General features: G+C 52.0%; 22 protein-coding genes. 17 read left to right on the plus strand and 5 right to left on the minus strand.

Features of this window, described 5'->3' with window-relative positions; all coding sequences use genetic code 11:
- Window positions 1–99 precede the first annotated feature (99 nt).
- The 4 genes from argC (at window position 100) to argH (ending at window position 5,093) form a co-directional block, all read left to right on the plus strand.
- The gene (gene argC, locus AC6IB1_RS18185) at window positions 100–1,107 is read left to right on the plus strand and encodes an N-acetyl-gamma-glutamyl-phosphate reductase (protein WP_497567788.1); all 1,008 of its coding nucleotides are present in this window, start codon (window positions 100–102) and stop codon (window positions 1,105–1,107) included.
- A gap of 10 nt (window positions 1,108–1,117) precedes the next feature.
- Complete coding sequence (gene argB, locus AC6IB1_RS18190; protein WP_497567789.1) at window positions 1,118–1,897, plus strand: acetylglutamate kinase; 780 nt, start codon at window positions 1,118–1,120, stop codon at window positions 1,895–1,897.
- A 69-nt stretch (window positions 1,898–1,966) separates the two neighbouring features.
- Entirely contained in the window at window positions 1,967–3,178 is a 1,212-nt protein-coding gene (locus AC6IB1_RS18195; protein WP_497567790.1) for an argininosuccinate synthase, read from the plus strand.
- Window positions 3,179–3,215: 37 nt separating this feature from the next.
- Complete coding sequence (gene argH / locus AC6IB1_RS18200) at window positions 3,216–5,093, plus strand: argininosuccinate lyase (RefSeq protein WP_497567791.1); 1,878 nt, start codon at window positions 3,216–3,218, stop codon at window positions 5,091–5,093.
- Between the two features lie 46 nt (window positions 5,094–5,139).
- Here the strand turns inward: argH and AC6IB1_RS18205 are convergent, their stop codons facing one another.
- The 3 genes from AC6IB1_RS18205 to AC6IB1_RS18215 all read right to left on the minus strand — a co-directional run bounded on the left by AC6IB1_RS18205 (window position 5,140) and on the right by AC6IB1_RS18215 (window position 7,811).
- Window positions 5,140–5,385 (minus strand): DUF3624 domain-containing protein, encoded by a 246-nt coding sequence (locus AC6IB1_RS18205; protein WP_497567792.1) that lies wholly within the window; start codon window positions 5,383–5,385, stop codon window positions 5,140–5,142.
- A gap of 162 nt (window positions 5,386–5,547) precedes the next feature.
- Window positions 5,548–6,999, minus strand: a complete 1,452-nt coding sequence (locus AC6IB1_RS18210) for a dihydrolipoyl dehydrogenase (RefSeq protein WP_497567793.1) — start codon at window positions 6,997–6,999, stop codon at window positions 5,548–5,550.
- An 80-nt stretch (window positions 7,000–7,079) separates the two neighbouring features.
- Complete coding sequence (locus tag AC6IB1_RS18215) at window positions 7,080–7,811, minus strand: glutathione peroxidase (RefSeq protein WP_497567794.1); 732 nt, start codon at window positions 7,809–7,811, stop codon at window positions 7,080–7,082.
- 144 nt (window positions 7,812–7,955) lie between these two features.
- On the opposite strand from AC6IB1_RS18215, the gene oxyR reads away from it, so the two are divergent.
- On the plus strand, window positions 7,956–8,861 hold the full coding sequence (gene oxyR / locus AC6IB1_RS18220) for a DNA-binding transcriptional regulator OxyR (RefSeq protein WP_497567795.1): 906 nt from the start codon (window positions 7,956–7,958) through the stop codon (window positions 8,859–8,861).
- A gap of 53 nt (window positions 8,862–8,914) precedes the next feature.
- Here the strand turns inward: oxyR and AC6IB1_RS18225 are convergent, their stop codons facing one another.
- Window positions 8,915–11,425, minus strand: a complete 2,511-nt coding sequence (locus AC6IB1_RS18225; protein WP_497567796.1) for a penicillin-binding protein 1A — start codon at window positions 11,423–11,425, stop codon at window positions 8,915–8,917.
- 146 nt (window positions 11,426–11,571) lie between these two features.
- Here AC6IB1_RS18225 and pilM point away from each other — a divergent pair, with 146 nt between their 5' ends.
- The 9 genes from pilM (at window position 11,572) to dam (ending at window position 20,368) form a co-directional block, all read left to right on the plus strand.
- Entirely contained in the window at window positions 11,572–12,507 is a 936-nt protein-coding gene (gene pilM / locus AC6IB1_RS18230; RefSeq protein ID WP_497567797.1) for a pilus assembly protein PilM, read from the plus strand.
- A complete protein-coding gene (locus tag AC6IB1_RS18235) occupies window positions 12,497–13,087 on the plus strand; it encodes a PilN domain-containing protein (protein WP_497567798.1) in 591 nt (196 codons plus the stop codon). Before pilM ends, AC6IB1_RS18235 begins: the two co-directional genes overlap by 11 nt.
- The gene (locus AC6IB1_RS18240) at window positions 13,077–13,670 is read left to right on the plus strand and encodes a type IV pilus inner membrane component PilO (RefSeq protein WP_005501375.1); all 594 of its coding nucleotides are present in this window, start codon (window positions 13,077–13,079) and stop codon (window positions 13,668–13,670) included. The genes AC6IB1_RS18235 and AC6IB1_RS18240 overlap by 11 nt, the downstream gene beginning before the upstream one ends.
- The gene (locus tag AC6IB1_RS18245) at window positions 13,667–14,197 is read left to right on the plus strand and encodes a pilus assembly protein PilP (protein ID WP_005501373.1); all 531 of its coding nucleotides are present in this window, start codon (window positions 13,667–13,669) and stop codon (window positions 14,195–14,197) included. Before AC6IB1_RS18240 ends, AC6IB1_RS18245 begins: the two co-directional genes overlap by 4 nt.
- On the plus strand, window positions 14,194–15,930 hold the full coding sequence (locus AC6IB1_RS18250; RefSeq protein ID WP_497567799.1) for a type IV pilus secretin PilQ: 1,737 nt from the start codon (window positions 14,194–14,196) through the stop codon (window positions 15,928–15,930). The genes AC6IB1_RS18245 and AC6IB1_RS18250 overlap by 4 nt, the downstream gene beginning before the upstream one ends.
- Before the next feature lie 283 nt (window positions 15,931–16,213).
- The gene (aroK, locus tag AC6IB1_RS18255; RefSeq protein WP_040528019.1) at window positions 16,214–16,732 is read left to right on the plus strand and encodes a shikimate kinase AroK; all 519 of its coding nucleotides are present in this window, start codon (window positions 16,214–16,216) and stop codon (window positions 16,730–16,732) included.
- A gap of 15 nt (window positions 16,733–16,747) precedes the next feature.
- A complete protein-coding gene (gene aroB / locus AC6IB1_RS18260; RefSeq protein WP_497567800.1) occupies window positions 16,748–17,824 on the plus strand; it encodes a 3-dehydroquinate synthase in 1,077 nt (358 codons plus the stop codon).
- Window positions 17,825–17,854: 30 nt separating this feature from the next.
- The gene (locus tag AC6IB1_RS18265; RefSeq protein ID WP_497569175.1) at window positions 17,855–19,360 is read left to right on the plus strand and encodes an AAA family ATPase; all 1,506 of its coding nucleotides are present in this window, start codon (window positions 17,855–17,857) and stop codon (window positions 19,358–19,360) included.
- Window positions 19,361–19,462: 102 nt separating this feature from the next.
- A complete protein-coding gene (dam, locus tag AC6IB1_RS18270; RefSeq protein WP_497567801.1) occupies window positions 19,463–20,368 on the plus strand; it encodes an adenine-specific DNA-methyltransferase in 906 nt (301 codons plus the stop codon).
- On the opposite strand, the gene AC6IB1_RS18275 is transcribed toward dam, so the two are convergent.
- Window positions 20,287–20,499, minus strand: coding sequence for a DUF2970 domain-containing protein (locus AC6IB1_RS18275; protein WP_497567802.1), 213 nt, complete (start codon window positions 20,497–20,499; stop codon window positions 20,287–20,289). The genes dam and AC6IB1_RS18275 overlap by 82 nt on opposite strands.
- Before the next feature lie 186 nt (window positions 20,500–20,685).
- Between AC6IB1_RS18275 and rpe the strand changes: the two genes are divergently transcribed.
- The 3 genes from rpe (at window position 20,686) to trpS (ending at window position 23,156) form a co-directional block, all read left to right on the plus strand.
- The gene (gene rpe, locus AC6IB1_RS18280; protein WP_497567803.1) at window positions 20,686–21,360 is read left to right on the plus strand and encodes a ribulose-phosphate 3-epimerase; all 675 of its coding nucleotides are present in this window, start codon (window positions 20,686–20,688) and stop codon (window positions 21,358–21,360) included.
- Between the two features lie 3 nt (window positions 21,361–21,363).
- Entirely contained in the window at window positions 21,364–22,062 is a 699-nt protein-coding gene (locus tag AC6IB1_RS18285) for a phosphoglycolate phosphatase (protein WP_497567804.1), read from the plus strand.
- Window positions 22,063–22,139: 77 nt separating this feature from the next.
- Window positions 22,140–23,156, plus strand: coding sequence for a tryptophan--tRNA ligase (gene trpS / locus AC6IB1_RS18290; protein ID WP_497567805.1), 1,017 nt, complete (start codon window positions 22,140–22,142; stop codon window positions 23,154–23,156).
- Window positions 23,157–23,236: the final 80 nt, after the last annotated feature.

Here is a 23,236-nt window from a genome sequence, read left to right on the forward strand (position 1 = left end):
ACGACGCCGACGTTAAACCACGTTGGGCATCCTTGCCCCTCCCGCAGCTGAGCGAGCTGAATGTGTCATCATTCAACCCAAAAATTAAACGGATTTTTCATGCTAAAGACTGTGATCGTCGGTGCCAGTGGCTACACCGGTGCCGAATTGACCAAAATGGTATTCCTTCACCCTGAGCTTGCATTGTCAGGTCTGTATGTGTCTGAAAACAGTGCCGATGCGCATAAAGCCATCAGCGAGTTGCATGGTGCGTTGAAAGGTTTGGTTGACCTGCCACTGCAACCTTTAAACGATATTGCGGCGGTCGCGGAAGAGGCAGATGTCGTCTTGCTGGCTACTGCGCATGAAGTCAGCCATGATATTGCGCCGATATTTCTGGCGGCGGGGTGCAAAGTCTTTGATTTGTCGGGTGCATTCCGTGTCCAGTCTGACAGCTTTTACACCGACTACTACGGCTTTGCTCACCAGCATGGCGACTGGCTGGAAAAAGCTGTTTACGGTCTTGCAGAGTGGAACAGTGACGCCATTGCCACGGCAGATCTGGTGGCTGTTCCCGGTTGTTACCCTACCGCCTCTCAGTTGGCACTGAAGCCGTTACTTGATGCAGGGCTTGTTGATACCAGCCAGTGGCCGGTGATCAATGCGGTCAGTGGCGTGTCTGGGGCTGGCCGCAAAGCGTCGATGACCAACAGTTTTTGCGAAGTGAGTCTGCATGCTTACGGGGTGTTTACTCACCGTCACCAACCTGAAATTTCAACCCACCTTGGCTGTGAGGTGATTTTCACGCCGCATCTGGGGAACTTTAAGCGCGGTATCCTCGCCACCATCACGGTGAAACTGGCAGATGGCGTCAGTGAAGTGCAGGTGTCGGAAGCACTGGAAAACGCCTATCAAAACCAGCCTTTGGTGCGCCCACTGGGGGCTGGTCAAAGTGCCAGACTTCAGTCAGTACAGAATACTGGTTTTTGCGATATTGGCTGGTCAGTGAAAGGGCAACACCTGATCCTGACCTCTGCCATCGATAACCTGCTCAAAGGGGCTGCAAGTCAGGCAATGCAATGCATAAACATTCGGTTTGGCTTCTCGCCGCTGATGGCGATTGTTTAGGAGAGCGGCAATGAGTTTACGTCCATTGGTAGTGAAACTGGGTGGTGCGGCCCTGTCCTGTACAGAAACGCTGGATAAGCTTTTCGCGGCTATTAACCAATATCAGACAGCGGCGCACCGCGATCTGGTGATTGTCCATGGTGGTGGCTATCTGGTGGATGATCTGATGAAGGCGCTGAACCTGAAGGTAGAGAAAAAGCAGGGTTTGCGTGTCACCCCAAAAGATCACATCAATGTGGTGGCCGGCGCACTGGCCGGTACTGCAAATAAGTTACTTCAGGGCGAAGCGATTAAATGCGGCATAAACGCCGTGGGGCTGAGTCTGGCCGACGGTGGCCTTTGCCAGGTGACCCAACTTGACCCTGAACTGGGGAATGTTGGCAAGGCAACACCCGGTGATTCCACTGTGCTGCAAGCCATTCTCGCCGCAGGTGCGGTGCCCATCATCAGCTCTATCGGCATTGATGCAGAAGGTGAACTGATGAATGTCAATGCCGATCAGGCTGCTGTTGCCGTTGCGGCGGCGCTGGATGCTGAGCTGGTTTTGTTGTCAGACGTCAGTGGCGTTCTCAATGGCAAAGGCAAGCTGATGCCGACGCTGGATGAGAAATCCGCAGGCGAATTAATTGAAAGCGGTGTGATCACCGACGGCATGATCGTCAAAGTGAAAGCGGCGTTTGAAGCGGCAAACGCATTGGGCCGTCCTATCCAGATCGCGAGCTGGCGTTATCCCGATAAACTGGCTGACCTGTTTGGCGGCAGCAATATCGGCACCTGTTTCACGGTTTAAGCAACACAAAATGTATTAGTCATTACCGCCTGTACTGACCGTCAGAGCGGTGAACAAGGAGAAGTTAAAATGAGCGATATCAAAAAGGTAGTACTTGCATACTCTGGCGGTCTGGATACGTCTGCGATCATTCCATGGCTGAAAGAAAACTATGACTGTGAAGTGGTGGCATTCGTTGCCGATGTTGGTCAGGGCGAAGAAGAGCTGGTCGGCATTGAAGAGAAAGCCATCGCATCCGGCGCGTCAGCGTGTTACATCGCCGACCTGAAAGAAGAGATGGTTGCTGACTACATTTACCCAAGCCTGAAAACCGGCGCCGTTTATGAAGGTAAATACCTGCTGGGCACCTCTATGGCGCGTCCTATCATCGCCAAAGCGCAGGTGGAATGTGCACTGGAAGTGGGCGCAGATGCACTGTGTCACGGTTGTACCGGTAAAGGTAATGACCAGGTACGTTTTGAAAGTGCGTTTGCCGCACTGGCACCGCAACTGAAAGTGATTGCCCCTTGGCGTGAGTGGAGCCTGCGTTCACGTGAAGCCCTGCTGGATTACCTGGCGGAGCGTAACATTCCCTGTACGGCAAGCCTTGAGAAAATCTACAGCCGTGATGCCAATGCCTGGCATATCTCCACCGAAGGTGGGGTACTGGAAGATACCTGGAATGCGCCAAACGATCTGTGCTGGGTATGGACGGTTGACCCTGAGCAGGCACCGGACCAACCGGAAACGGTGTCCCTGCTGGTGGAAAAAGGCGAAGTGGTTGCCGTGGACGGCGAGCGTATGAGCCCATACCAAGTGCTGATCACGCTGAACGAGAAAGGTGCGCGTCACGGTGTTGGCCGTATCGATATCGTCGAAAACCGCCTGGTAGGCATGAAATCCCGTGGCTGTTATGAAACCCCGGGAGGCACCATCATGATGGAAGCACTGCGCGGTGTTGAGCAGCTGGTGCTGGACAAAGACTGCTTCGAATACCGTGAAGAAATCGGCCTGAAAGCGTCTCACCTTATCTATGATGGCCGCTGGTTTACGCCGCTGTGTAAGGCATTGTTGGCAGCCGCAGAATCACTGGCAGAGCCTGTGAGTGGTGAAGTGGTAGTGAAACTGTATAAAGGACAGGCTACAGTAGTGCAGAAGCGCTCGCTCAACAGCCTGTATTCAGAAGAATTCGCCACATTTGGTGAAGATGACGTATACGATCACAGCCATGCTGGTGGCTTTATCCGCCTCTACTCGCTGTCGAGCCGCATTCGTGCGCTGAACGAAAAGAAACATAAATAGGCAGCTGGAAGCAACCGGGTTTTAAGGAGAAGTCAATATGGCGCTATGGGGCGGAAGATTTAGTCAGGCAGCAGACACGCGGTTCAAGCAGTTCAACGATTCGTTGCGTTTTGACTATCGCCTCGCGGAACAGGACATCGTCGGATCGATTGCCTGGTCAAAGGCATTGCGCTCAGTGGGTGTGTTATCTGAGATAGAGCAGCAACGTCTTGAACTGGCGCTGAACGAAATAAAGCTGGCGGTAATGGAAGACCCCGAGCAAATCCTGCGCTCGGATGCGGAAGACATTCACAGCTGGGTGGAGCAGCAACTGATTGCCAAAGTCGGCGATCTGGGTAAAAAGCTGCACACCGGTCGCTCCCGGAATGATCAGGTAGCGACTGACCTTAAGCTTTGGTGTCGTCAGCAGGGCCAGCAGCTTCTCCTTGCCCTCGATAAACTGCAAAACCAGCTGGTGAAAGTGGCGGCAGAAAACCAGAACACGGTGCTGCCGGGCTATACCCACCTGCAACGTGCCCAGCCAGTCACCTTCGCCCACTGGTGTCTGGCTTACGTCGAGATGTTTGAGCGTGATTACTCGCGCCTGAATGATGCCCTGAACCGCCTGGATACCTGCCCGCTGGGTTCTGGTGCACTGGCAGGAACGGCGTATCCGATTGATCGTGAAGCCTTGGCACACAGCCTGGGCTTTCGCCGAGCAACCCGCAACAGTCTGGATTCGGTCTCTGACCGTGACCATGTGATGGAGCTGATGTCGGTGGCGTCGGTATCTATGTTGCACCTGTCGCGTATGGCGGAAGACCTTATTTTCTACAACTCTGGCGAGTCAAACTTCGTTGAGCTGGCGGATGCCGTAACGTCGGGCTCTTCGCTGATGCCACAGAAGAAAAACCCGGATGCGCTGGAGCTTATCCGTGGTAAAACCGGCCGTGTCTATGGCGCGATGTCCGCGATGATGATGACAGTGAAAGCGCTGCCACTTGCGTACAACAAAGACATGCAGGAAGACAAGGAAGGGCTGTTTGACGCACTCGACACCTGGTTTGACTGCATTGAGATGGCGGCACTTTGTTTTGATGGCATCAAAATTAACAGAGAACGTACGCTGGAAGCGGCAATGCAGGGGTATTCCAATGCCACTGAGCTGGCCGATTATCTGGTTGCTAAGGGTATTCCATTCCGTGAGGCTCACCATATCGTGGGTGTTGCAGTGGTCGCGGCGATTGAAAAAGGCTGCGCGCTGGAAGAGCTCTCCCTTGAAGAGATGAAGCAGTTCTCGCCAGTGATCGATGACGATGTGTATCCTGTCCTGACCATTGAATCTTGCCTTGAGAAGCGTTGTGCGTTGGGCGGGGTGGCACCGAATCAGGTGGAATATGCCATCAGTCAGGCAGAAAAGCGTCTGGAAAAACGCTACTCACCCAGCGTGAAAGTGCGCGGTGCACGCCTGACCGACCTTGATGCAATTGAGGGTATGGTGGCTTACTGGGCAGGGCTCGGTGAAAACCTGCCGCGTGAGCGCAATGAACTGGTACGCGATATCGGCTCCTTTGCGGTCGCGGAACATCAGGGTGAAGTCACAGGTTGTGCCTCACTGTATGTTTACGACTCCGGGCTTGCGGAAGTGCGTTCTCTCGGTGTGGAGGCCGGTTGGCAGCATCAGGGACAGGGCAGTGCGATTGTGCAGCATCTGCTGAAAAAGGCTGAGAATATGGCGATCAAGAAAGTGTTCGTGTTAACACGGGTGCCGGAGTTTTTTATGCGACTGGGTTTTATTCCAACCTCTAAATCCCTGTTACCTGAGAAGGTGATGAAAGATTGCGAGCTTTGTCCGCGCCTGCATGCCTGTGATGAAGTGGCACTGGAGTTTACATTCGACCAGGACAGACTGATTGCCAAAGCCAATGTGGCGTAAAGGGATGTGATTACTCGGATTCAAAAACCGGCTCAGGCCGGTTTTTTTACGTCTTGGATTTGTCCCTGTGAAACGGGGCAAGTATCAGGTGCAACGTCAGCAGCAGGGCGCTGGCACCGGCACCAAACAGCAAAGCGATCGATTCAATCGAGGTTGGGGTGTCACGGAAGCCGATAAACCAAATCGGCCAGAGAACCAGGTTCATCACAGCAAGCTGGATCATGCAGCGTTTACAGCGTCCGAGCTTGGCACGAATCGTTAACGAGGCATCTTTGCAGAAACGGCAACTCATGGATAACTGGCCTAAATTTATCAACAGGTTGCAGCCTACAAAGAAAAAAGCCCTCCGTCAAAGGAGGGCAAAGCACAAACTCTTGGGGGAGTTTTGTGAACGTGCAAGTTATGCAAGTAAGGGGATGACTTTACTCAGGTTTCTTGTTATCGCTTGAGTCTTTTAACAGCCAGGACCGCAATCCAGGCAATGTTTAATCATGTCAGGACCTAAGTGCAGTTTGGCATTCAGGTCTCGCAGGGCAGTACGGACACCTTCTTCAATCACAGGATGATAGAAAGGCATATCCAGCATCTGCGAAATCGTCATCTGGTTCTGGTGTGCCCAGGCCAACAGATGTGCGAGGTGCTCAGCATTCGGGCCTATCATCTCTGCACCAAGGAAACGGCCGGTGCCTTGTTCGCCGTAAACGTGTAGCACGCCTTTATTGCGCAGCATCACCCGTGAGCGGCCCTGATTTTCAAATGACACCATACCGGTTTCAAAACAGCCACATTTGCCCAAGCGCTCAGTGATTTCTTTGTAGGTTTCTCCCACCATGGCGATTTGCGGATCGGAGAATACCGCGGCGATTTTGCTTCGGCGCAACCCGGCACGAATATCCGGGAATCGACCTGCGTTGTCACCGGCAATACGGCCCTGATCAGCCGCTTCGTGCAGCAGAGGGATTTGGTTGCTGGCATCACCGGCGATAAAAATTGTCGGTACGCTGGTTTGCATGGTGTAGGGGTCTGCCGTTGGTACACCGCGCGCATCCAGTACCATGCCGGTGTTTTCGATATCCAGCTTGTCGACGTTTGGGCGACGACCGGTAGCTGCCAGCACATAGTCGACCTGAATCTGTTGTTGCTGGCCTTGTTTGTCGAGATAGCGGATATGAACCTTATCGCCTTCGCGCACTATCTCTTCGATGTTGGCGTCTGCGTCGAGATAAAACTCTTCGTTAAACGCGTTGTTGGCATAGGCCATCACGGCTGGGTCTGTCAGCGGGCCTACCTGACCGCCGACCCCGAATACGTTCACTTTCACGCCAAGGCGGTGCAGTGACTGGCCAAGCTCAAGGCCGATGACGCCCGGGCCAAAAACAGCGACAGATTCTGGCAGATCATCCCACTCAAACACATCGTCGTTGATGACCAGGCGATCGCCCAGCTCGTTCCAGGGGGCTGGCCAGGTTGGACGTGAGCCAGTCGCGATCACGATGCGTTTCGCTTCAATGCGGGTGTGGTCATCCACTAACAGCGTGTTGTCATTAACGAACTTTGCGTAACCGGCAATTTTGTCTTCCGCAGGGATCTCGTTGACACCTTCAAGGACAAAGCCAACGAAGCGGTCACGCTCGCGCTTGACGCGATCCATCACTTCCCGGCCATTGATGTTGATGTCACCTTGGGGATGTATTCCAAAACCCGGTGCTTTCTTAATGTGGTGCACTGCTTCTGCGGCGGCAATCAGCAGTTTGGATGGCATACATCCCACGCGTGCACAGGTGGTGCCGTAAGGGCCGCCTTCAATGATCACAACACTGTCGGTATGGGCTTTGGCTGCACGGTATGCCCCAAGGCCTGCTGTGCCTCCACCGATAATGGCAACATCTACATTCAAGGTATTCATTTTGTTCTCCGGGTCATTCCAGTGATAAGCGTTAATGTCGTTTTGAAAAGGTAGGGCAGCCTGCGCTGCCCCTGTCGGTGTTATGCGAAGTACGCTTCCAGCTCGTCGCTGCCACCGATATGTTTACCGCCAATGAATACCTGAGGCACGGTTGCACGGCCGCTGACTGCACGCAGGCTCACTGTGGTCGCATCTTGACCCAGCACAATTTCTTCAAATTGTAGCTTGTTGTCGATAAGCAATTGTTTTGCCTTGGCACAGAAAGGACAACCTGGTTTGCTGAAGACCGTAATGGATTCTTGCAGTTTGTAACCCGGTGCGATGTAGTTCAGCATGGTGTCGGCGTCAGACACCTTGAACGGGTCGCCTGGTTCGTTGGGTTCAATGAACATTTTTTCGATCACGCCGTCTTTTACCAGCATGCTGTAACGCCATGAACGCTCACCGAAACCCAGGTCATCTTTGGCAACGGCCATTCCCATGCCGCGGGTAAATTCAGCATTGCCATCCGGGATAAAGGTGATGTTGTCTGCTTCTTGATCGGCTTTCCATGCGTTCATCACAAACGTATCGTTCACAGAGACACAAAGAATGTCGTCAACACCCTGTTCTTTAAACACCGGATACAGCTCGTTATAGCGTGGCAGGTGTGTTGAGGAACATGTTGGGGTGAAAGCACCTGGCAAGCTGAACACTACTACCGTTTTACCGGCAAACAGCTCGTCGGTCGTTACGTTTACCCATTGATCACCCTGGCGGGTTGGGAATGTCACGCTTGGTACCTTTTGGCCTTCTTTGTTCATAAACTCCATTGTATTACCCTTTAAATATGTTTTATTTCAATTTGTTAACCAGGATTGCCCGGTTGATGTGTGTATATTAGGGGGAAAGGGGTGGATAGTTCTAATTGATTGGGTTTATCATTTTAATAAGTGAAAACTATCAAGAGGTGTGGTGTGAATATTCGCGATCTCGAATACCTGGTAGCGCTGTCTGAGCACCAGCATTTCAGAAAAGCAGCGGAAGCCTGTTTTGTTAGCCAGCCAACATTAAGCGGCCAAATCCGCAAATTGGAGGATGAGCTAGGTGTGGTATTGCTGGAACGTACCAGCCGCAAAGTGCTGTTTACGGATGCGGGGATGCAACTGGTTCGCCAGGCGCAGAAGATCCTGATGGAAGTCAGGGTGCTTGAAGAGATGGCAAGCCAGCAGGGCGAGGAGATGGCTGGCCCACTGCATGTGGGTTTTATTCCAACGGTTGGCCCTTATTTGTTGCCACACATCGTGCCTGTTGTAAAAAAAGCATTCCCGGATCTTGAGCTTTTCCTACATGAGGCCCAGACCCAACAATTGGTACAGCAGTTGGATGAAGGGAGGTTGGATTGCATCATTCTGGCGTCGGTAAAAGAGACAGAACACTTCAAGGAAATCCCGCTTTATCTTGAACCTATGTTGTTGGCGTTGCCTGAAGGTCACAAATGGGTCAATGAAAAAGAAGTACCAATGCCCAATCTTCAGGGAGAGACGTTACTGATGTTGGCTGATGGTCATTGCCTACGGGATCAGGCGATGGGATTTTGCTTTGCCGCCGGTGCCAAGGAAGATACACGTTTTCGTGCAACCAGTCTGGAAACCCTGAGAAACATGGTTGCAGCACAAACCGGTATCACCTTGCTGCCGAAATTGTCTGTGCCGGAGAGCATGCATCGTGATGGTGTGGTGTATGTCAAAGCGGTTGAGCCTGAGCCACAGCGGCTGGTCATTTTAGCTTACCGCCCGGGTTCACCGCTGCGCGCCCGCTATGAGAAGCTGGCTGGTGTGATCTCTGAGACCATGACCGGGATTTGCAATCCGGTCAGCTAAAACAAAGACAACAAAGGCGCCAACCAGCGCCTTTGTTGTCTTTGATGAAAGCGTTAGAACAGCTCTTCACCTTCTGATTCATAAATATTGCCGTTGGTGGCAGCAGAAGACACGTACTCGGTCGGCTCGGTGCCTTTCTCGAAGTACTCAAACAGCGAGCTGCTGTCATTGCTGCGGGTCAGCAGGCCGGTGTCACGGTCGATGCGCACTTTCACAATATCTGACGGGATCACCTTACGTTGCTCCGGGACATCAACCAAGGCATCAACCATAAAGTCTATCCAGGCGGGCTGGGCCGTCTTTGCGCCAGCTTCCGCACCGGAAACCTGGGTATTGTCCAGATTTGCGTTGTGTGAGGTGCGTCCAAGTGTCCGCGAGTGGTCGTCAAAGCCAACCCAGACGGTGGCGACCAGCCCCGGTGCAAAACCACTGTACCAGGCATCTTTTGAATCATTGGTGGTACCGGTTTTGCCGCCGATATCACGTCGGTTCAGTGGCTTTTGGGCGCGCCAACCTGTGCCGTTCCAGCCTGTTCCCTGCGCCCAGTCACCACCGCCCCAGATGTTGGCTTCCAGCATCTCACGCACCAGAAAGGCGTTTTGTTCGCTGATCACCTGGGGGGCATATACCGGTTCATTTTCCATTGCTGCCGTTTGCTCAAGCAGGTTTTCTTCTTCCATCAGGTTGTTAGCGTCTAGCTGGGAGACCATGTTGTCACAGTTTTCATGGCAGATGGATTGTGGTTTGGCGGTAAACAGCACTTCACCGAATGGGTCTTCCACCTTGCTGATATAGTAAGGTTTGAGGTAGTAGCCGCCATTGGCGAACACACTGAAACCCTGCGCCACTTCCATGGGTGTCAGGCTGCCCGCCCCGAGCGCCAGTGTTTCAGAGCGCGGCAGGTCGCCATGTTTAAAGCCAAAGCGGGTCAGAAAGTCAATGGTTTCATCCAGCCCCACTTTACGTAGCACACGAACGGCCATGACGTTTTTTGACTGAGCCAAGCCGATGCGAACGCGGGTTGGACCGCTATACGTCGGTGGCGAGTTTTTCGGACGCCATGCTGTTCCCTGACTGGAGTCCCATTTGTTGATGGGGGCATCGTTAATCAGGGTGGCCAGCGTCATGCCCTGATCCAAGGCCGCGGAATAAATGAATGGCTTAATGGCCGAACCAACCTGGCGTACGGATTGGGTGGCGCGGTTAAACTTGCTGTGGACAAAGTTAAAGCCACCAACCAGTGCTTTGATAGCCCCGTTTTCTGGCGACATCGCAACCATGGCAGTGTTTGCATCCGGTACTTGACTTAAATGCCATTCGTTACCCACCTGGCGTACCCATATTTGTTCACCTGCAGTCAGAATGTCGGCTGCCTGTTTTGGTGCTGTGCCCTGGCGGTTATCTGTTTTGTAACGGCGTGCCCACTTCAGGCCATTCCACGGCAGGGTAACCGTTTCCCCGCTTTGCATTATCACTTGTGCGGTTTTACCTGCCACTGCCACCACGACGGCCGGGTTGAGCCAGCCATACGTCGGTTGTTTATTCAGGTGTGCTGCAATCTTTTCTGCATCCCAGGGAGCCGTACCGGCCTTCCAAAGGGTAGCAACAGCACCGCGGTAGCCATGGCGCTCGTCATACGCCAGCAGGTTGTTTAACGCAGCGTCTTCCGCAGCCTGTTGCAGGCGTGAATCAACCGTAGTGTAGATTTTGATGCCTGACTCGTAGACATCTTCACCGTATTTTTCTACAGCCCAGGCGCGTGCCATCTCTGCAATATAGGGCGCGTCGATTTCGATTTCTGCGCCGTGGTAGCGGGCGATAATCGGCTCATTTCTCGCCTGTTCATATTCAGAACGGGTAATGTAACTTTCATCGAGCATACGCTTCAGCACCACGTTGCGGCGATGGGTTGCACGTTCCAATGAATAAATTGGGTTCATGGTTGAGGGGGCTTTGGGCATACCGGCCAGGGTCGCGATTTCGCTCAGAGTCAGATCATTGAGGTCTTTGCCGAAATAAACCCGCGCTGCTGCACCAAAACCATAAGAACGGTAACCCAGGAAAATCTTGTTAACGTACAGTTCCATGATTTCCTGCTTGGTCAGCAGTTGCTCGATGTGGATAGCGATAAAAATCTCTTTGATTTTACGCATGATCTTCTTTTCGTTGGAAAGGAAGAAGTTACGTGCCAGCTGCTGGGTAATCGTACTCGCTCCCTGCTTGGCACTGCCGGACATTGCCACTACGATAGCCGCACGGGTAATACCGATAGGGTCAATACCTGGATGATCGTAGAAACGACTGTCCTCAGTGGCGATAAGCGCATCAATGAGATCCTGTGGGATGTCTTTATAAATGACTGGGATACGACGTTTTTCACCAAACTGGGAAATCAGTTTACCGTCGGCGCTGTATACCTGCATCGGGGTTTGCAGTTCAACATCCTTGAGGGTGGCAACGTCTGGCAATTCCGGTTTTACATAGAGATAAAACCCAAAAATTGTACCCACTCCAAGTAATATGCAAATTATTGCAAGAATAAGCAGTCGCTTAATGAACTTCACTTGATATTTCCCGTAAGTTTTCAGTCGAGTCGTTCAAACCAATAGTGTCCGTAGTATAAAGAGAACTGAGCAAAAAATAACGAATCTGCTGAGAGAACTTTCAAAAAAGTTACTTGATGCTGACTTTTTAGAAGGTGGCATTTCAAATGTTTGGTAGTACTTCGGCTATGGGAATCGATGTCGGCACGCAATGCGTGAGGGCAGCCATGATCCAGAAACGCGGGAAGACGTTAAGGTTGCAGGCACTCGTTGTTGCTCCCCGTCACAGCATGTCCCTTGAGGAAGCACTCAACACTGTAAAAAAACAGCTGCGTAAAGCTTGCAGGGCTCCCTGGCAATGGCCTGTCCGGCAAATCATGGGGGTGGCACAAAGCAGTGTGGCCACCAAACGTTTTCCTACCTCTGCGGATATTACGGAAAATGAGCAATATGTGCAGGTTGGCCTGCAACTCAGTGAAAGTCTGGGATTGCCGATGGATGACCTGCTGTACGACTACCGCCCTCTGCCGGGCAACGATGGGGTAGAGGCCTATGCCTGCCGTAAGCCAATGCTCAAAGAGATCTTGTCCGCACTCGATGCGGTTGGCTACAAGCTGACTGTGATCGAACTGCAAACCCATGCCCTGATGCGTCTGTATAACCAGCATCAGCGTTTTCAGCCCGATAGTGGGTTGTCACTGATGGTAGATGTAGGCACTGAACGCCTGCAAATCTGTCTGGACGATAACAAGGACGGGCATTTCTACCGTGAAATTCCTGTACCGGTTGACGTGGATGAACACGGTGATGGCGACAGGACACAGTATACCCAACAGCTGGCCGAGACGGTCCAGCGCCAGTACCAGCTCGCTGCTACCCAGCTCCAGGGGGCCCGGATTTCTACTGTGTGGCTATCGGGCGATAGGGCAAAAAAGCTGGATGTATTTGCGCTGGAGGAGGCGCTTGGCTGGAAAGTCCGGGCGCTGAACCCCTTGCAGGGATTGAGCTATTCCCCCTCGCTGGTTGAACGTTTGGATGAGCCCGCTGCAGCTTGGTCGACGTCGATTGGATTGGCGCTCAGGGGGGTGATGGATGGGCACTAGTATCAACCTCCTTCCCTGGCGAGAGATACAGCGCCAGGCGACGCGCCGGCGCTTTTTCAACAAAGCTGTCCTTGGGCTTGTACTGGTCAGTCTGTTAGTGGTCGCTGGGCGTTGGGTGGTGTATCACCAGTTGACACAGCAAGAGGCAAGGAATGCCCGTTTGCAGCAGGAAATCGACCAGTTGAACACTTCCCTGAGGGAATTTGCTAAGCGCGAAGTCGAACGCGATGAACTCCAACGTCGCCTTACTCTGGTGAACTCACTGCAAAAGCAGCGTAATAATGCCACCTTACTGTTTAACCTCCTGCCTCAGGTTATCCCAGATGGCGTGGTACTGGACAAGGTTTCTATGGCGGTGGGTTCCGTCATGATTGAAGGCCGTAGTCGGGACAATGCTAAACTCGCCAGCCTGTTAGCGCTGCTTGAGTCAAATGCAGGCGTTGAACACGTCCAGATCCACTCGATCATCAACAATGCAGGAAGCCCGTCACGGGTTGCAAAAAATTTCCGGGCAACCTTCTACTTGTCTGATTACGTGGCGTTGGAATTGCCTGAGGAGGATAACAACAATGGCCGCTGATTGGCGCGATTGGGAGGTCGATGAGATCCCCGAGTGGCCGGAGACGGCACAAAACATCCTCCTGATAGCCCTGGCGACGGTCCTGTTGTTGATGGCGTTTTTTTTCGTGGTGTTGCCCGCGACGCAGGACGTAGAGCTTGCCAGGCAGGAAGAAAATCTGTTACGAACTCAGTTTCGCATCAAAGCTGAACAGGTTGCTGCCTTGCCAGATGTGGATGAGCAGGTGGAAGAACTCCAGCGTTTTTATAGCGATTTAACGAAGCAGTTACCGGGTGAAGATGAACTTGCTCTGTTGCTGGCTGGCATCAACGATACGGGCCTGCAATACAACCTCAGCTTTGAAAAACTGAACTGGAAGACAGGAAAGCATGTGGGTTGGTTGTATCAGGTCCCCTTGGATATCGAATTGACCGGTGTGTATGCCAGCATGGGGCAGTTTTCTGCGGCGATTGCGAGGTTGCCGCGGATTGTCGCTTTGCAGGGCTTCACGCTCTCCCGCGAAAGTGAACAGAGAGAAAAACTGCGCTTTTCCGTCACTGCCCATACCTACCGTTATGAAAACCAGCCGGAGGCGACACCATGAGAGTGATTTTCATGGCTGCTGGCACCCTGTTGCTGACTGCCTGTATGTCTGACGGAAGAAACGACGACCTGGAACGCTTTATCGTCAAAACCTACGCATCGGCAAAAGTCACGGCGACCCCTTTGCCGCCCGAGCCGACATATTTCCCGGTTCCTTTCTCTCCGGGCGTGGATACCGACCCCTTTGTCCTTCCGTCCGCCACAGAAGAAGAGAAACTGGTGAAAGGGGATTGCTGGCAGCCTGATGGCTTACCGCTAAAAGATCCTCTTGAGAGTTATGAGCTGTCTTCACTCGAATTCAAAGGTGTTATTGGTTTGCCAGGCAGCTATTGGGCACTGGTTGCTGCGCCGGACGATACCATCCACCGCGTGGGGCTTGGGCGGGTATTAGGGAACAACCGTGGACGGGTCGACAGCATCAGTCAACACACGTTATCAATTACAGAACACCTTCCTGACGGTTTGGGTTGCTGGCAGGTTCGCAACGTCAGATTGGCACTGAATAACAATCAAAAGGGTAAGCAATGAAAAGCCTGAGGAAAGGATGCCAACACCAGAAGCTGGCCATGGTCGGATGGGTAGCAGCCGCTATCTTTGCCGCACCATGGGCACTGGCGGAAAACCAATTGCAACAAATTGATGTCACGGATGGGGAAAACGGTAAAACCCTGTTAACCCTGACGTTGGAAGACAAGTCGGTAGTGACCAATTTTAATAAAACGGACACTGGCCTTGCTATCAGCCTTAAAGGCACGTCGGTAGAGGATAACCTCGTCGGTGTCAGAAGCCTTAGTGATGTCGGGAAGGGCACAAAAAACCTCGCGGTTAAACCCATAGAGGACGATGTTGAGCTGTTAGTTACCACATCCGGTCACTTTGGCTATGACTATTACCAGACCAACAACGTCCTGACGGTGGAAGTTTTTCCCTACGCCTCTTTGCCATCCAGCAAGAATACCAGCACGCAAAAAGGCAAACGTAATAAGAATATTTCCATTAATTTCCAGGATATCCCTGTCCGTTCTGTACTGCAGATGGTCGCAGAGCATAATGGCTTTAACCTGGTGGTCTCCGACACTGTTCAGGGCAGCCTGACACTGCGCCTTGATGATGTGCCCTGGCAAAAAGCCCTGGATACTATTCTCAATGTGAAAGGGCTGGATAAACGCCAGACGGGTAACATTTTGTTGGTGGCACCTAAAATCGAGCTTGATGAGCAAGAACGTCTGGTTCTGGAAAAACGCCGTCAGGCACGAGAGCTTGCGTCGCTGCGTTCGGAAGTTATCCAGATTAAGTACGCCAATGCGGTTGACCTTAAAGAGATGTTGGGTGGCAGTGATGCCGAAGAGGGGGGGATAAGCCTGCTGTCAGAGCGCGGCAGTATCGCCGTAGACCCACGGACTAACTCGCTGGTGATCAAAGACCTGTCTGACAATATCGATGTAGTGAAATCGCTGATTGACTCTCTGGATATTCCGGTCGATCAGGTGGAAATTGAAGCGCGCATTGTAACGGTAGATGAAGGCACACTGGATGAAATTGGGGTGCGTTGGGGATTGAACAGCCAAAATGGCAATTTCACTATGGGTGGGTCAATTGAAGGTAACTGGCAGCACTCAGATCGTATTGACGTTGGTGCGGACAATGAGCCTGATGAGCTAAAGTTGGATGACCTTTTGAACGTGAACTTAGGAGCTATCAGTCCGAATGCCACCAGTATTGCATTTTCTGTCGCCAATCTTGGTAAGGACCTGCTGCTGGATTTAGAGCTTTCTGCGCTACAAGCGGAATCGCGCGCTGAAATTATCTCCAGTCCCCGTCTCCTGACCACTAACAAGCGTCCAGCCTACATCGAGCAGGGCACAGAGTTGCCGTATCTAGAAGCCTCTTCCAGTGGCGCGGCGGCAGTGTCATTCAAAAAAGCGGTACTGAGCCTGTCAGTGACACCGCAAATCACCCCGGACAATAAGCTGGTGCTGGATCTTCAGGTGACTCAGGATAAACCGGCAGGCACGGTAAAAGCCGGAACCGGTGAGGCGATGGCCATCAATACCCAACGCATCGGTACCCAGGTGCTGGTCAATGACGGTGAAACGGTGGTACTCGGTGGTATCTATCAACACGAAATGATGGAAGGTGTCGACAAGATCCCGTTATTGGGGGATATTCCCGGGCTGGGTCAGCTCTTTAGACGAAACTACGAAACCACCGGCAAACGGGAACTTCTCATCTTTGTTACTCCGAGAGTAATGACTCAATAATTGTATTTTTATCATTGCCTTATATGATCTCGTGGGCGAATGATAAGGAGGGGCAGAAGGTCACAAAAAGTGTGAACTTCTGCCTTTTTATATGCCTTTCTGCCAGTAACCGGGAATTTAAAGCATCCACGAAACGTATTTTAAGTTGCCAAATGCCCAGTCGACCTGAGATAATTTTTGGCCTGATCACGAATTATCTGTGAGGAATTTGGCGCCTCAGGCTTTCGATTAACAAGCCTGTGGGCGATGTTGTTTTCATTTAACCGCGCGTAAACTGCTTAAAATGGCTGAAAAACGAAATATCTTTCTTGTAGGTCCAATGGGGGCTGGCAAAAGCACAATTGGTCGACACCTGGCACAACAACTACACATGGAATTTTACGATTCTGACACTGTGATCGAAGAACGCACAGGGGCAGACATTGCATGGGTTTTCGATGTTGAAGGTGAAGAGGGATTCCGCGTTCGCGAAGAGAACGTCATCAACGACCTGACTGAAAAACAAGGTATCGTTCTGGCAACCGGTGGTGGCTCTATCAAGAGTAAAGAGAGCCGTAACCGCCTGTCTGCCCGTGGTATTGTGGTTTACTTGGAAACCACCATTGAGAAACAACTGGCGCGTACGCAGCGCGACAAAAAACGTCCACTGCTGCAAACTGAGCAACCGCGTGAAGTACTGGAAGCGCTGGCGGCTGAGCGCAACCCACTGTACGAAGAAATTGCGGACTATGTGGTGCGTACTGACGACCAAAGCGCCAAAGTGGTGGCAAACCAAATCATCGAACTGTTGGAAAATCATTAATCAACAAGGGATTCCATGGAAAGGATCGACGTAAGCTTAGGCGACAGAAGTTACCCTATTTCAATTGGTGCTGGGTTGCTCGCCAATCCTGGTTTATTTTCTGATGCGCTGGGACGTCGCGTGGTGGTGGTTACTAATGACACCATCGCGCCGCTTTATGCGGACTTGCTTATGGAAACCCTGCGCAACGCTGGCGGTGAGCCAGCGTTGCTGACACTTCCTGATGGCGAGCAGTATAAAACTCTCGACACCTTCAATACTATCCACACCTTCCTGCTAGAGGGGAATTACGGCCGTGACGTGCTGGTTGTTGCTCTGGGTGGGGGAGTGATTGGCGATGTGGTTGGCTTTGCGGCTGCCTGCTATCAACGTGGTGTGGACTTTATTCAGGTTCCTACCACCTTACTTTCCCAGGTTGACTCTTCTGTCGGGGGTAAAACCGCCGTTAACCATCCGCTGGGCAAGAACATGATTGGGGCGTTTTATCAGCCCAAAGCGGTAGTGATAGACATTGACGTGATGCAAACCTTGCCCCAGCGTGAGTTTGCTGCCGGGATGGCAGAAGTCATCAAATATGGCATTATCGCCGATCATAATTTTTTTGTTTGGCTGGAACAAAACTATCAACGACTCAACGCACTGGATGCCGACGCATTGGTGTACGCCATTAAACGCTGTTGCCAGATCAAGGCTGATGTGGTGGCGAAAGACGAAAAAGAATCCGGTCTCCGTGCCCTGCTCAACCTCGGACATACTTTCGGACATGCGATTGAAGCTGAAATGGGCTATGGCAACTGGTTGCATGGTGAGGCAGTCTCTGCCGGCATCGTCATGGCTGCGGTGACAGCGGCTCACCAACAATTGCTGGCACCAGAAGATGTTAGCCGTATCACTTCCTTACTTGAAAAAGCCAATCTCCCCGTGAAAGCACCCACATCCATGGGCTATGATGCCTTTATTAAACACATGAAACGCGATAAAAAAGTGCTTTCCGGGCAACTGCGCTTCGTGCTGCCTACCGCCATTGGTTCAGCCGAAGTCGTTGCAAACGTAACCCCTGAAACGCTAGCTGAGGTCATTAAGACACACTAAGCGGGTTTGTATATGACAGGCTCCCATGAAATGATTGCGTTGGATCTGGATAGCCAGATCCAACTTTTATCGAGAATCCAGTTTCTAACCCGGTTCAGCTCCAACCTTGTCCAGATCACGGGTGAATCAGGGGCGGGAAAAACCTGGCTCAGTGAACGCTATCTCGAAAACTGGGCTAATGAACCTGTCCAATCCCTTCTAATCTGTAATCCAAGTCAGCAGGATGCCCAGCATCGTGCCATTATTCTCAGGCAAATCGTGCGTGATGGTATCTTCAATGAGCAGGATTCAATGCTGCAAAGCCTCGATTCTATGCTCGAAGGCCGCAGTATCCACGCGTTGGTAGTGATTGATAATGCACAGCGGTTGAGTGCCAACCTGATTGCTGAGCTATGGGCCTTGGTGATCGAAGCACAACAGCGCGACAATTGGCAAATCAATGTCTTACTGTTCAGCCTGCGCGGCAAGCTCAATAAGTGGTTGCATAAAGTCTCGTATGGGCAGGGCATCAAGCCATTGGAGCTTGAAATCAGCCCTCTGGCGGACAATGAACGTGAAATGTTTATTGAGGTGATGATGGTCAGCCGCCAGTTGGATGCCGCCCAACGACGCGCCCTGAAACAGAAAGCTGCATCATTGCCTTCTTTACCCGGAGCCCTTCGAGGGCTGGAACAGCAGGAGACCGCTGCAATGGAAGAAAAGAAACGTCGCTCCCCCCTCCCACTGGTTGTATTGGTGTTGCTGCTATTGGTTTTGGGAGGAGGGCTGGTTTGGTGGTCTATTAGTCCAAACCTGTTATCAGAAGAGAGTGTTGCAGAAGCGGTTGTGCCTGACGGCGTGAAAGAACAGGCGGCCATTTTGGAAGAAAGAGAGGCGAAGCAGCCGCAGGGTGGGGCGCAGGACAACGGGCAGGCAACAACGAATACAACAGAAGTGATCGACGATGAGGTCGTCTTGCCGCAAACGCCTTCCGTGGAAGGGATGACCGTCGGCCGCCGTGATCAGAGCCGCCGGATTGTCGTACCTGACAACGTTGTGGATGCCATTATCGATGAACAGGCGATAGGGGGCGATGGCACCCGCGCAGTGGATGAACCTCTTATCCCTGAATTGGCTGCGCCAGTGGAAAACACTGTCCGCGTTGAGCCAACTCCGGCAGCACCGGTCGAAGAGAGTGTGGCCCAAGAGGTTGAGACTGCTAAACCCTTGGCCCAATCCGCTGCCAGTATCGATATCCCGCTGGCGAACCAACTGCTGCTGACGGTGCCGGAATCGCGCTATGCGCTGCAATTGGCCGCGCTGCAATCCAGACAGGCAGTGAATGCGTTTGTACAGCAATACCAGATAGCGGATCGCGTGATGGTGTATGAAACTCGCCGTAATGGTGAGGCCTGGTTTATGGTGCTGCTTGGCGACTACCCATCGGTGATCGAAGCCCGGCGCGCTGAGCTGCAGCTGCCAGCCAATATTCAGGCACTGGCGCCTTGGGCAAAGTCATTTGTCCAAATTCATAAAGAAATCGAACTGGTTAACTGATTGGTCTTAGGTGCAAACTGGCACGAATTTACGCTGATTGATGGTGAAAAATGAGATACAATCCGCCACCTTTCGAGCGTCTGTGGTGGTGGATACATATTAATGAAAAAGCATCGTGCCTTTTTGAAGTGGGCGGGGGGTAAGTATTCCCTGGTCGAAGATATCCGCAGACACCTGCCGGAAGGCAAAAAGCTGATTGAACCGTTTGTGGGTGCAGGGTCGGTGTTTCTCAATACCGACTATGAGCAGTACCGCCTGGCAGATATCAATCCAGATCTGATCAATCTCTACAATCTGCTGAAGCAAGATCCTGAACGCTACATTGACGATGCAAAGCGCTTGTTTACGCCGGAATACAACCAGAAATCAGCGTATCTTGCGATTCGTGAAGAATTTAACCAAAGCAAAGATCCGTATCTACGCTCACTCTATTTCCTGTACATGAACCGCCATGGCTTTAATGGCCTTTGCCGTTACAACAAAAAGGGCGGGTTCAATGTGCCGTTTGGCTCATATAAAAAGCCTTACTTCCCACAAGCCGAGCTTGAGTTTTTCTCAGAAAAAGCCAAAAAAGCGACGTTTGTTTGTGAAAGTTACCCGCAGAGCTTTAAACGTGCCCGCCGTGGCAGCGTGATTTATTGCGATCCACCTTATGCGCCGCTGTCCACCACCGCGAATTTCACCACCTATGCCAGCAGTGGTTTCAGCCTCGATGATCAGGCATTACTTGGCGAGTGGGCAAGAAAGGTGAGTAGCGAAAGACGTGTTCCGGTGCTGATTTCCAACCACGACACGGCGCTGACCCGAAGTCTGTATCATGGCGCACACTTCAATATGGTCAAAGTGAAACGCACCATCAGCCGTAATGGCGGCGGCCGCAATAAGGTGGACGAGCTGTTGGCCCTGTTTGAAAGCCCTGAACTGCCTTATTCGGGCGTAACCAGCGACACCAGTCCAATTAGCGTCAATACAAACACCGCGACAAACACAAAACCGGCAACGATATAAGGCACCATACTGGATTGCTGAAAATCCCGTTGACGGTTTTTGTCTGACTGCACACCAAACATGGCTGCGAAGACACTTTTCACGACGTCGGCCACGTTGACTTTTTCCTGCTCAGACCTGTTTTCTGGCATGGTAATGACTGTGCTCCTGACTGGCTGTTGTTTCTAGCTTAGTTCAGGTAAGCGGTATGAGTCTGTCCCAACTTCAACATCTAACGCTTATGGTTGGCATCTATGGATCTGATGAGACAGATGGGGTGCAATCGGGTAGAATTGCGTCGAATTTCGGGTAATGCCATTTTACAGTGAGGCTACAGGATGAAGGATTTTCTCATTGCGCCGTCGATTCTCTCGGCGGATTTTGCACGTTTAGGTGAAGACGTAGAAAAAGTGCTGGCGGCAGGGGCTGACGTGGTTCATTTCGATGTGATGGACAACCACTATGTACCCAACCTCACCTTTGGTGCGCCAATCTGTAAAGCGCTGCGTGACTACGGCATTACCGCGCCCATCGATGTACACCTGATGGTGAAGCCGGTTGACCGTATCATTCCGGATTTTGCTAAAGCGGGTGCCAGCATGATCACCTTCCACGCCGAGGCGAGTGAGCATATCGATCGCAGTCTGCAACTTATCAAAGAACACGGTTGTAAAGCCGGTCTGGTGTTCAACCCGGCGACCCCACTGCATTTTCTGGATCACGTGATGGACAAACTGGATATGATCCTGTTGATGTCGGTGAATCCGGGCTTTGGCGGCCAGTCTTTCATTCCGGAAACCTTAAATAAACTGCGTGAAGTACGTCGTCGTATTGACGAAAGCGGCCGAGACATTCGCCTGGAAATTGATGGCGGCGTAAAAGTGGATAATATCCGTGAAATTGCGGAAGCCGGCGCGGACATGTTTGTTGCAGGCTCGGCCATTTTCGGCCAGCCAGACTACAAGGCCGTGATCGACGAAATGCGGGCAGAACTCAGTAAAGTAGGAAAATAAACCGTGACGGTAAACTTTGATGCGATCAAATATATCGCGTTTGATTTGGACGGAACGCTGGTAGACAGCGTGCCGGATCTGGCGGAAGCTATCCGCATGGCACTGGCAGACAACAACCTGCATACCGTGACTGACGATGAGGTGCGCCACTGGATTGGCAACGGTGCAGAAATCATGCTCAAGCGTGCCTTGAGCCAGAACGTGACCATCAAACCGGATCTGGATCAGGCACTGTATGAAAAAGTGCGTGAGCGTTTTGACTTTCACTACGCCAACAACGGCCATAGCAAGACCATCATCTATCCGGGGGTGAAAGAGACGCTGGCTGCGCTGAAAGCGGCAGGTTATACCTTGGGTATAGTGACCAACAAGCCGTATCAGTTTGTGCCGGAAATCCTAGCAGATCTGGATTTGGCGCACTACTTCACCGATGTGATTGGTGGCGATTCCCTGCCTACCAACAAACCGGATCCGGAAGGCCTTTTCAGCCTGCGTGACAAGCATGGCCTGGAAGATGCCAACATGCTGATGGTGGGGGATTCCAAAAACGATATCCTTGCCGCGAAAAACGCTGGTTTCGCTTCAGTTGGCCTGACTTACGGATATAACTATGGTGAACCCATCAGCGACAGTGCCCCAGAATTTGTGGCTGACCACTTCAACCAGCTTTTAACGGTTCTCAGCACCGGAAAAACAGCGTAAATTAATACGTCGCGTATTTCTCGAAATGACAGCCAGCAGCCCTGCTGGCTGAATTGACTGACAGGAACAGAAACAACATGAGCAATCCTACGACCAAACCCATTGTACTCAGCGGTGTTCAGCCCTCTGGTGAACTCAGTATCGGCAACTACATTGGAGCTTTGCGTCAGTGGGAGCAAATGCAGGATGATTACGATTGCCAGTACTGTATCGTTGACCTGCACGCGATCACGGTTCGTCAGCAAGCAGAAAAGCTGCGCGAAGCAACCCTGGACTCGCTGGCGCTGTGCCTGGCAGTGGGGGTCAGCCCGGAGAAAAGTAACCTTTTCATCCAGTCACACGTGCCTGAGCATGCACAACTGGGTTGGGTACTGAACTGTTACGCGCAGATGGGTGAGCTGAACCGCATGACCCAGTTCAAGGACAAATCCCAGCGCCACGCGGAAAACATCAATGCAGGCCTGTTTGGCTATCCGGTACTGATGGCCGCTGATATTCTGCTGTATCAGGCAAATCAGGTGCCGGTCGGTAATGACCAGAAGCAACATCTGGAACTGGCGCGCGATATCGCTATCCGTTTCAACAACCTCTATGGTGAGGTGTTTACCGTACCGGAACCTTATATCCCACAGGTGGGCGCCCGGGTAATGAGCCTACAAGATCCGACCAAGAAGATGTCGAAGTCAGACGATAACCGCAACAACGTGATTGGCCTGCTGGAAGATCCGAAATCCATCGCCAAGAAAATCAAACGGGCGGTCACTGACTCTGATGAGCCGCCACGTGTGGTGTTTGATATTGAAAACAAACCGGGTGTGGCAAACCTGATGGGACTGATGTCTGTGGCAACAGGTAAAAGCTTTGCCGAGATTGAAGCTGAGTACGCAGACAAGATGTACGGCCACCTGAAAACCGACACGGCGGATGCCGTCGTTGCTATGCTGGAGCCAGTTCAGGCCCGCTACAAAGAGTACCGTGCAGATCGTGGCTATCTGGATCAGGTGATGAAAACCGGTGCAGAGAAAGCGTCAGCCCGGGCAGCAGACACCCTGAAGAAGGTTTACCACGCCGTAGGATTTGTTGCGCGTCCATAATCCCCCTAAAAATCTTTCTCGAAGAAGCAGCGGACGTCCGCTGCTTCTTTGTTTCCCCCTTCGAACCCCCTGATTGCCAC

It is taken from the genome of Grimontia sp. THUN1695, from assembly GCF_059704325.2.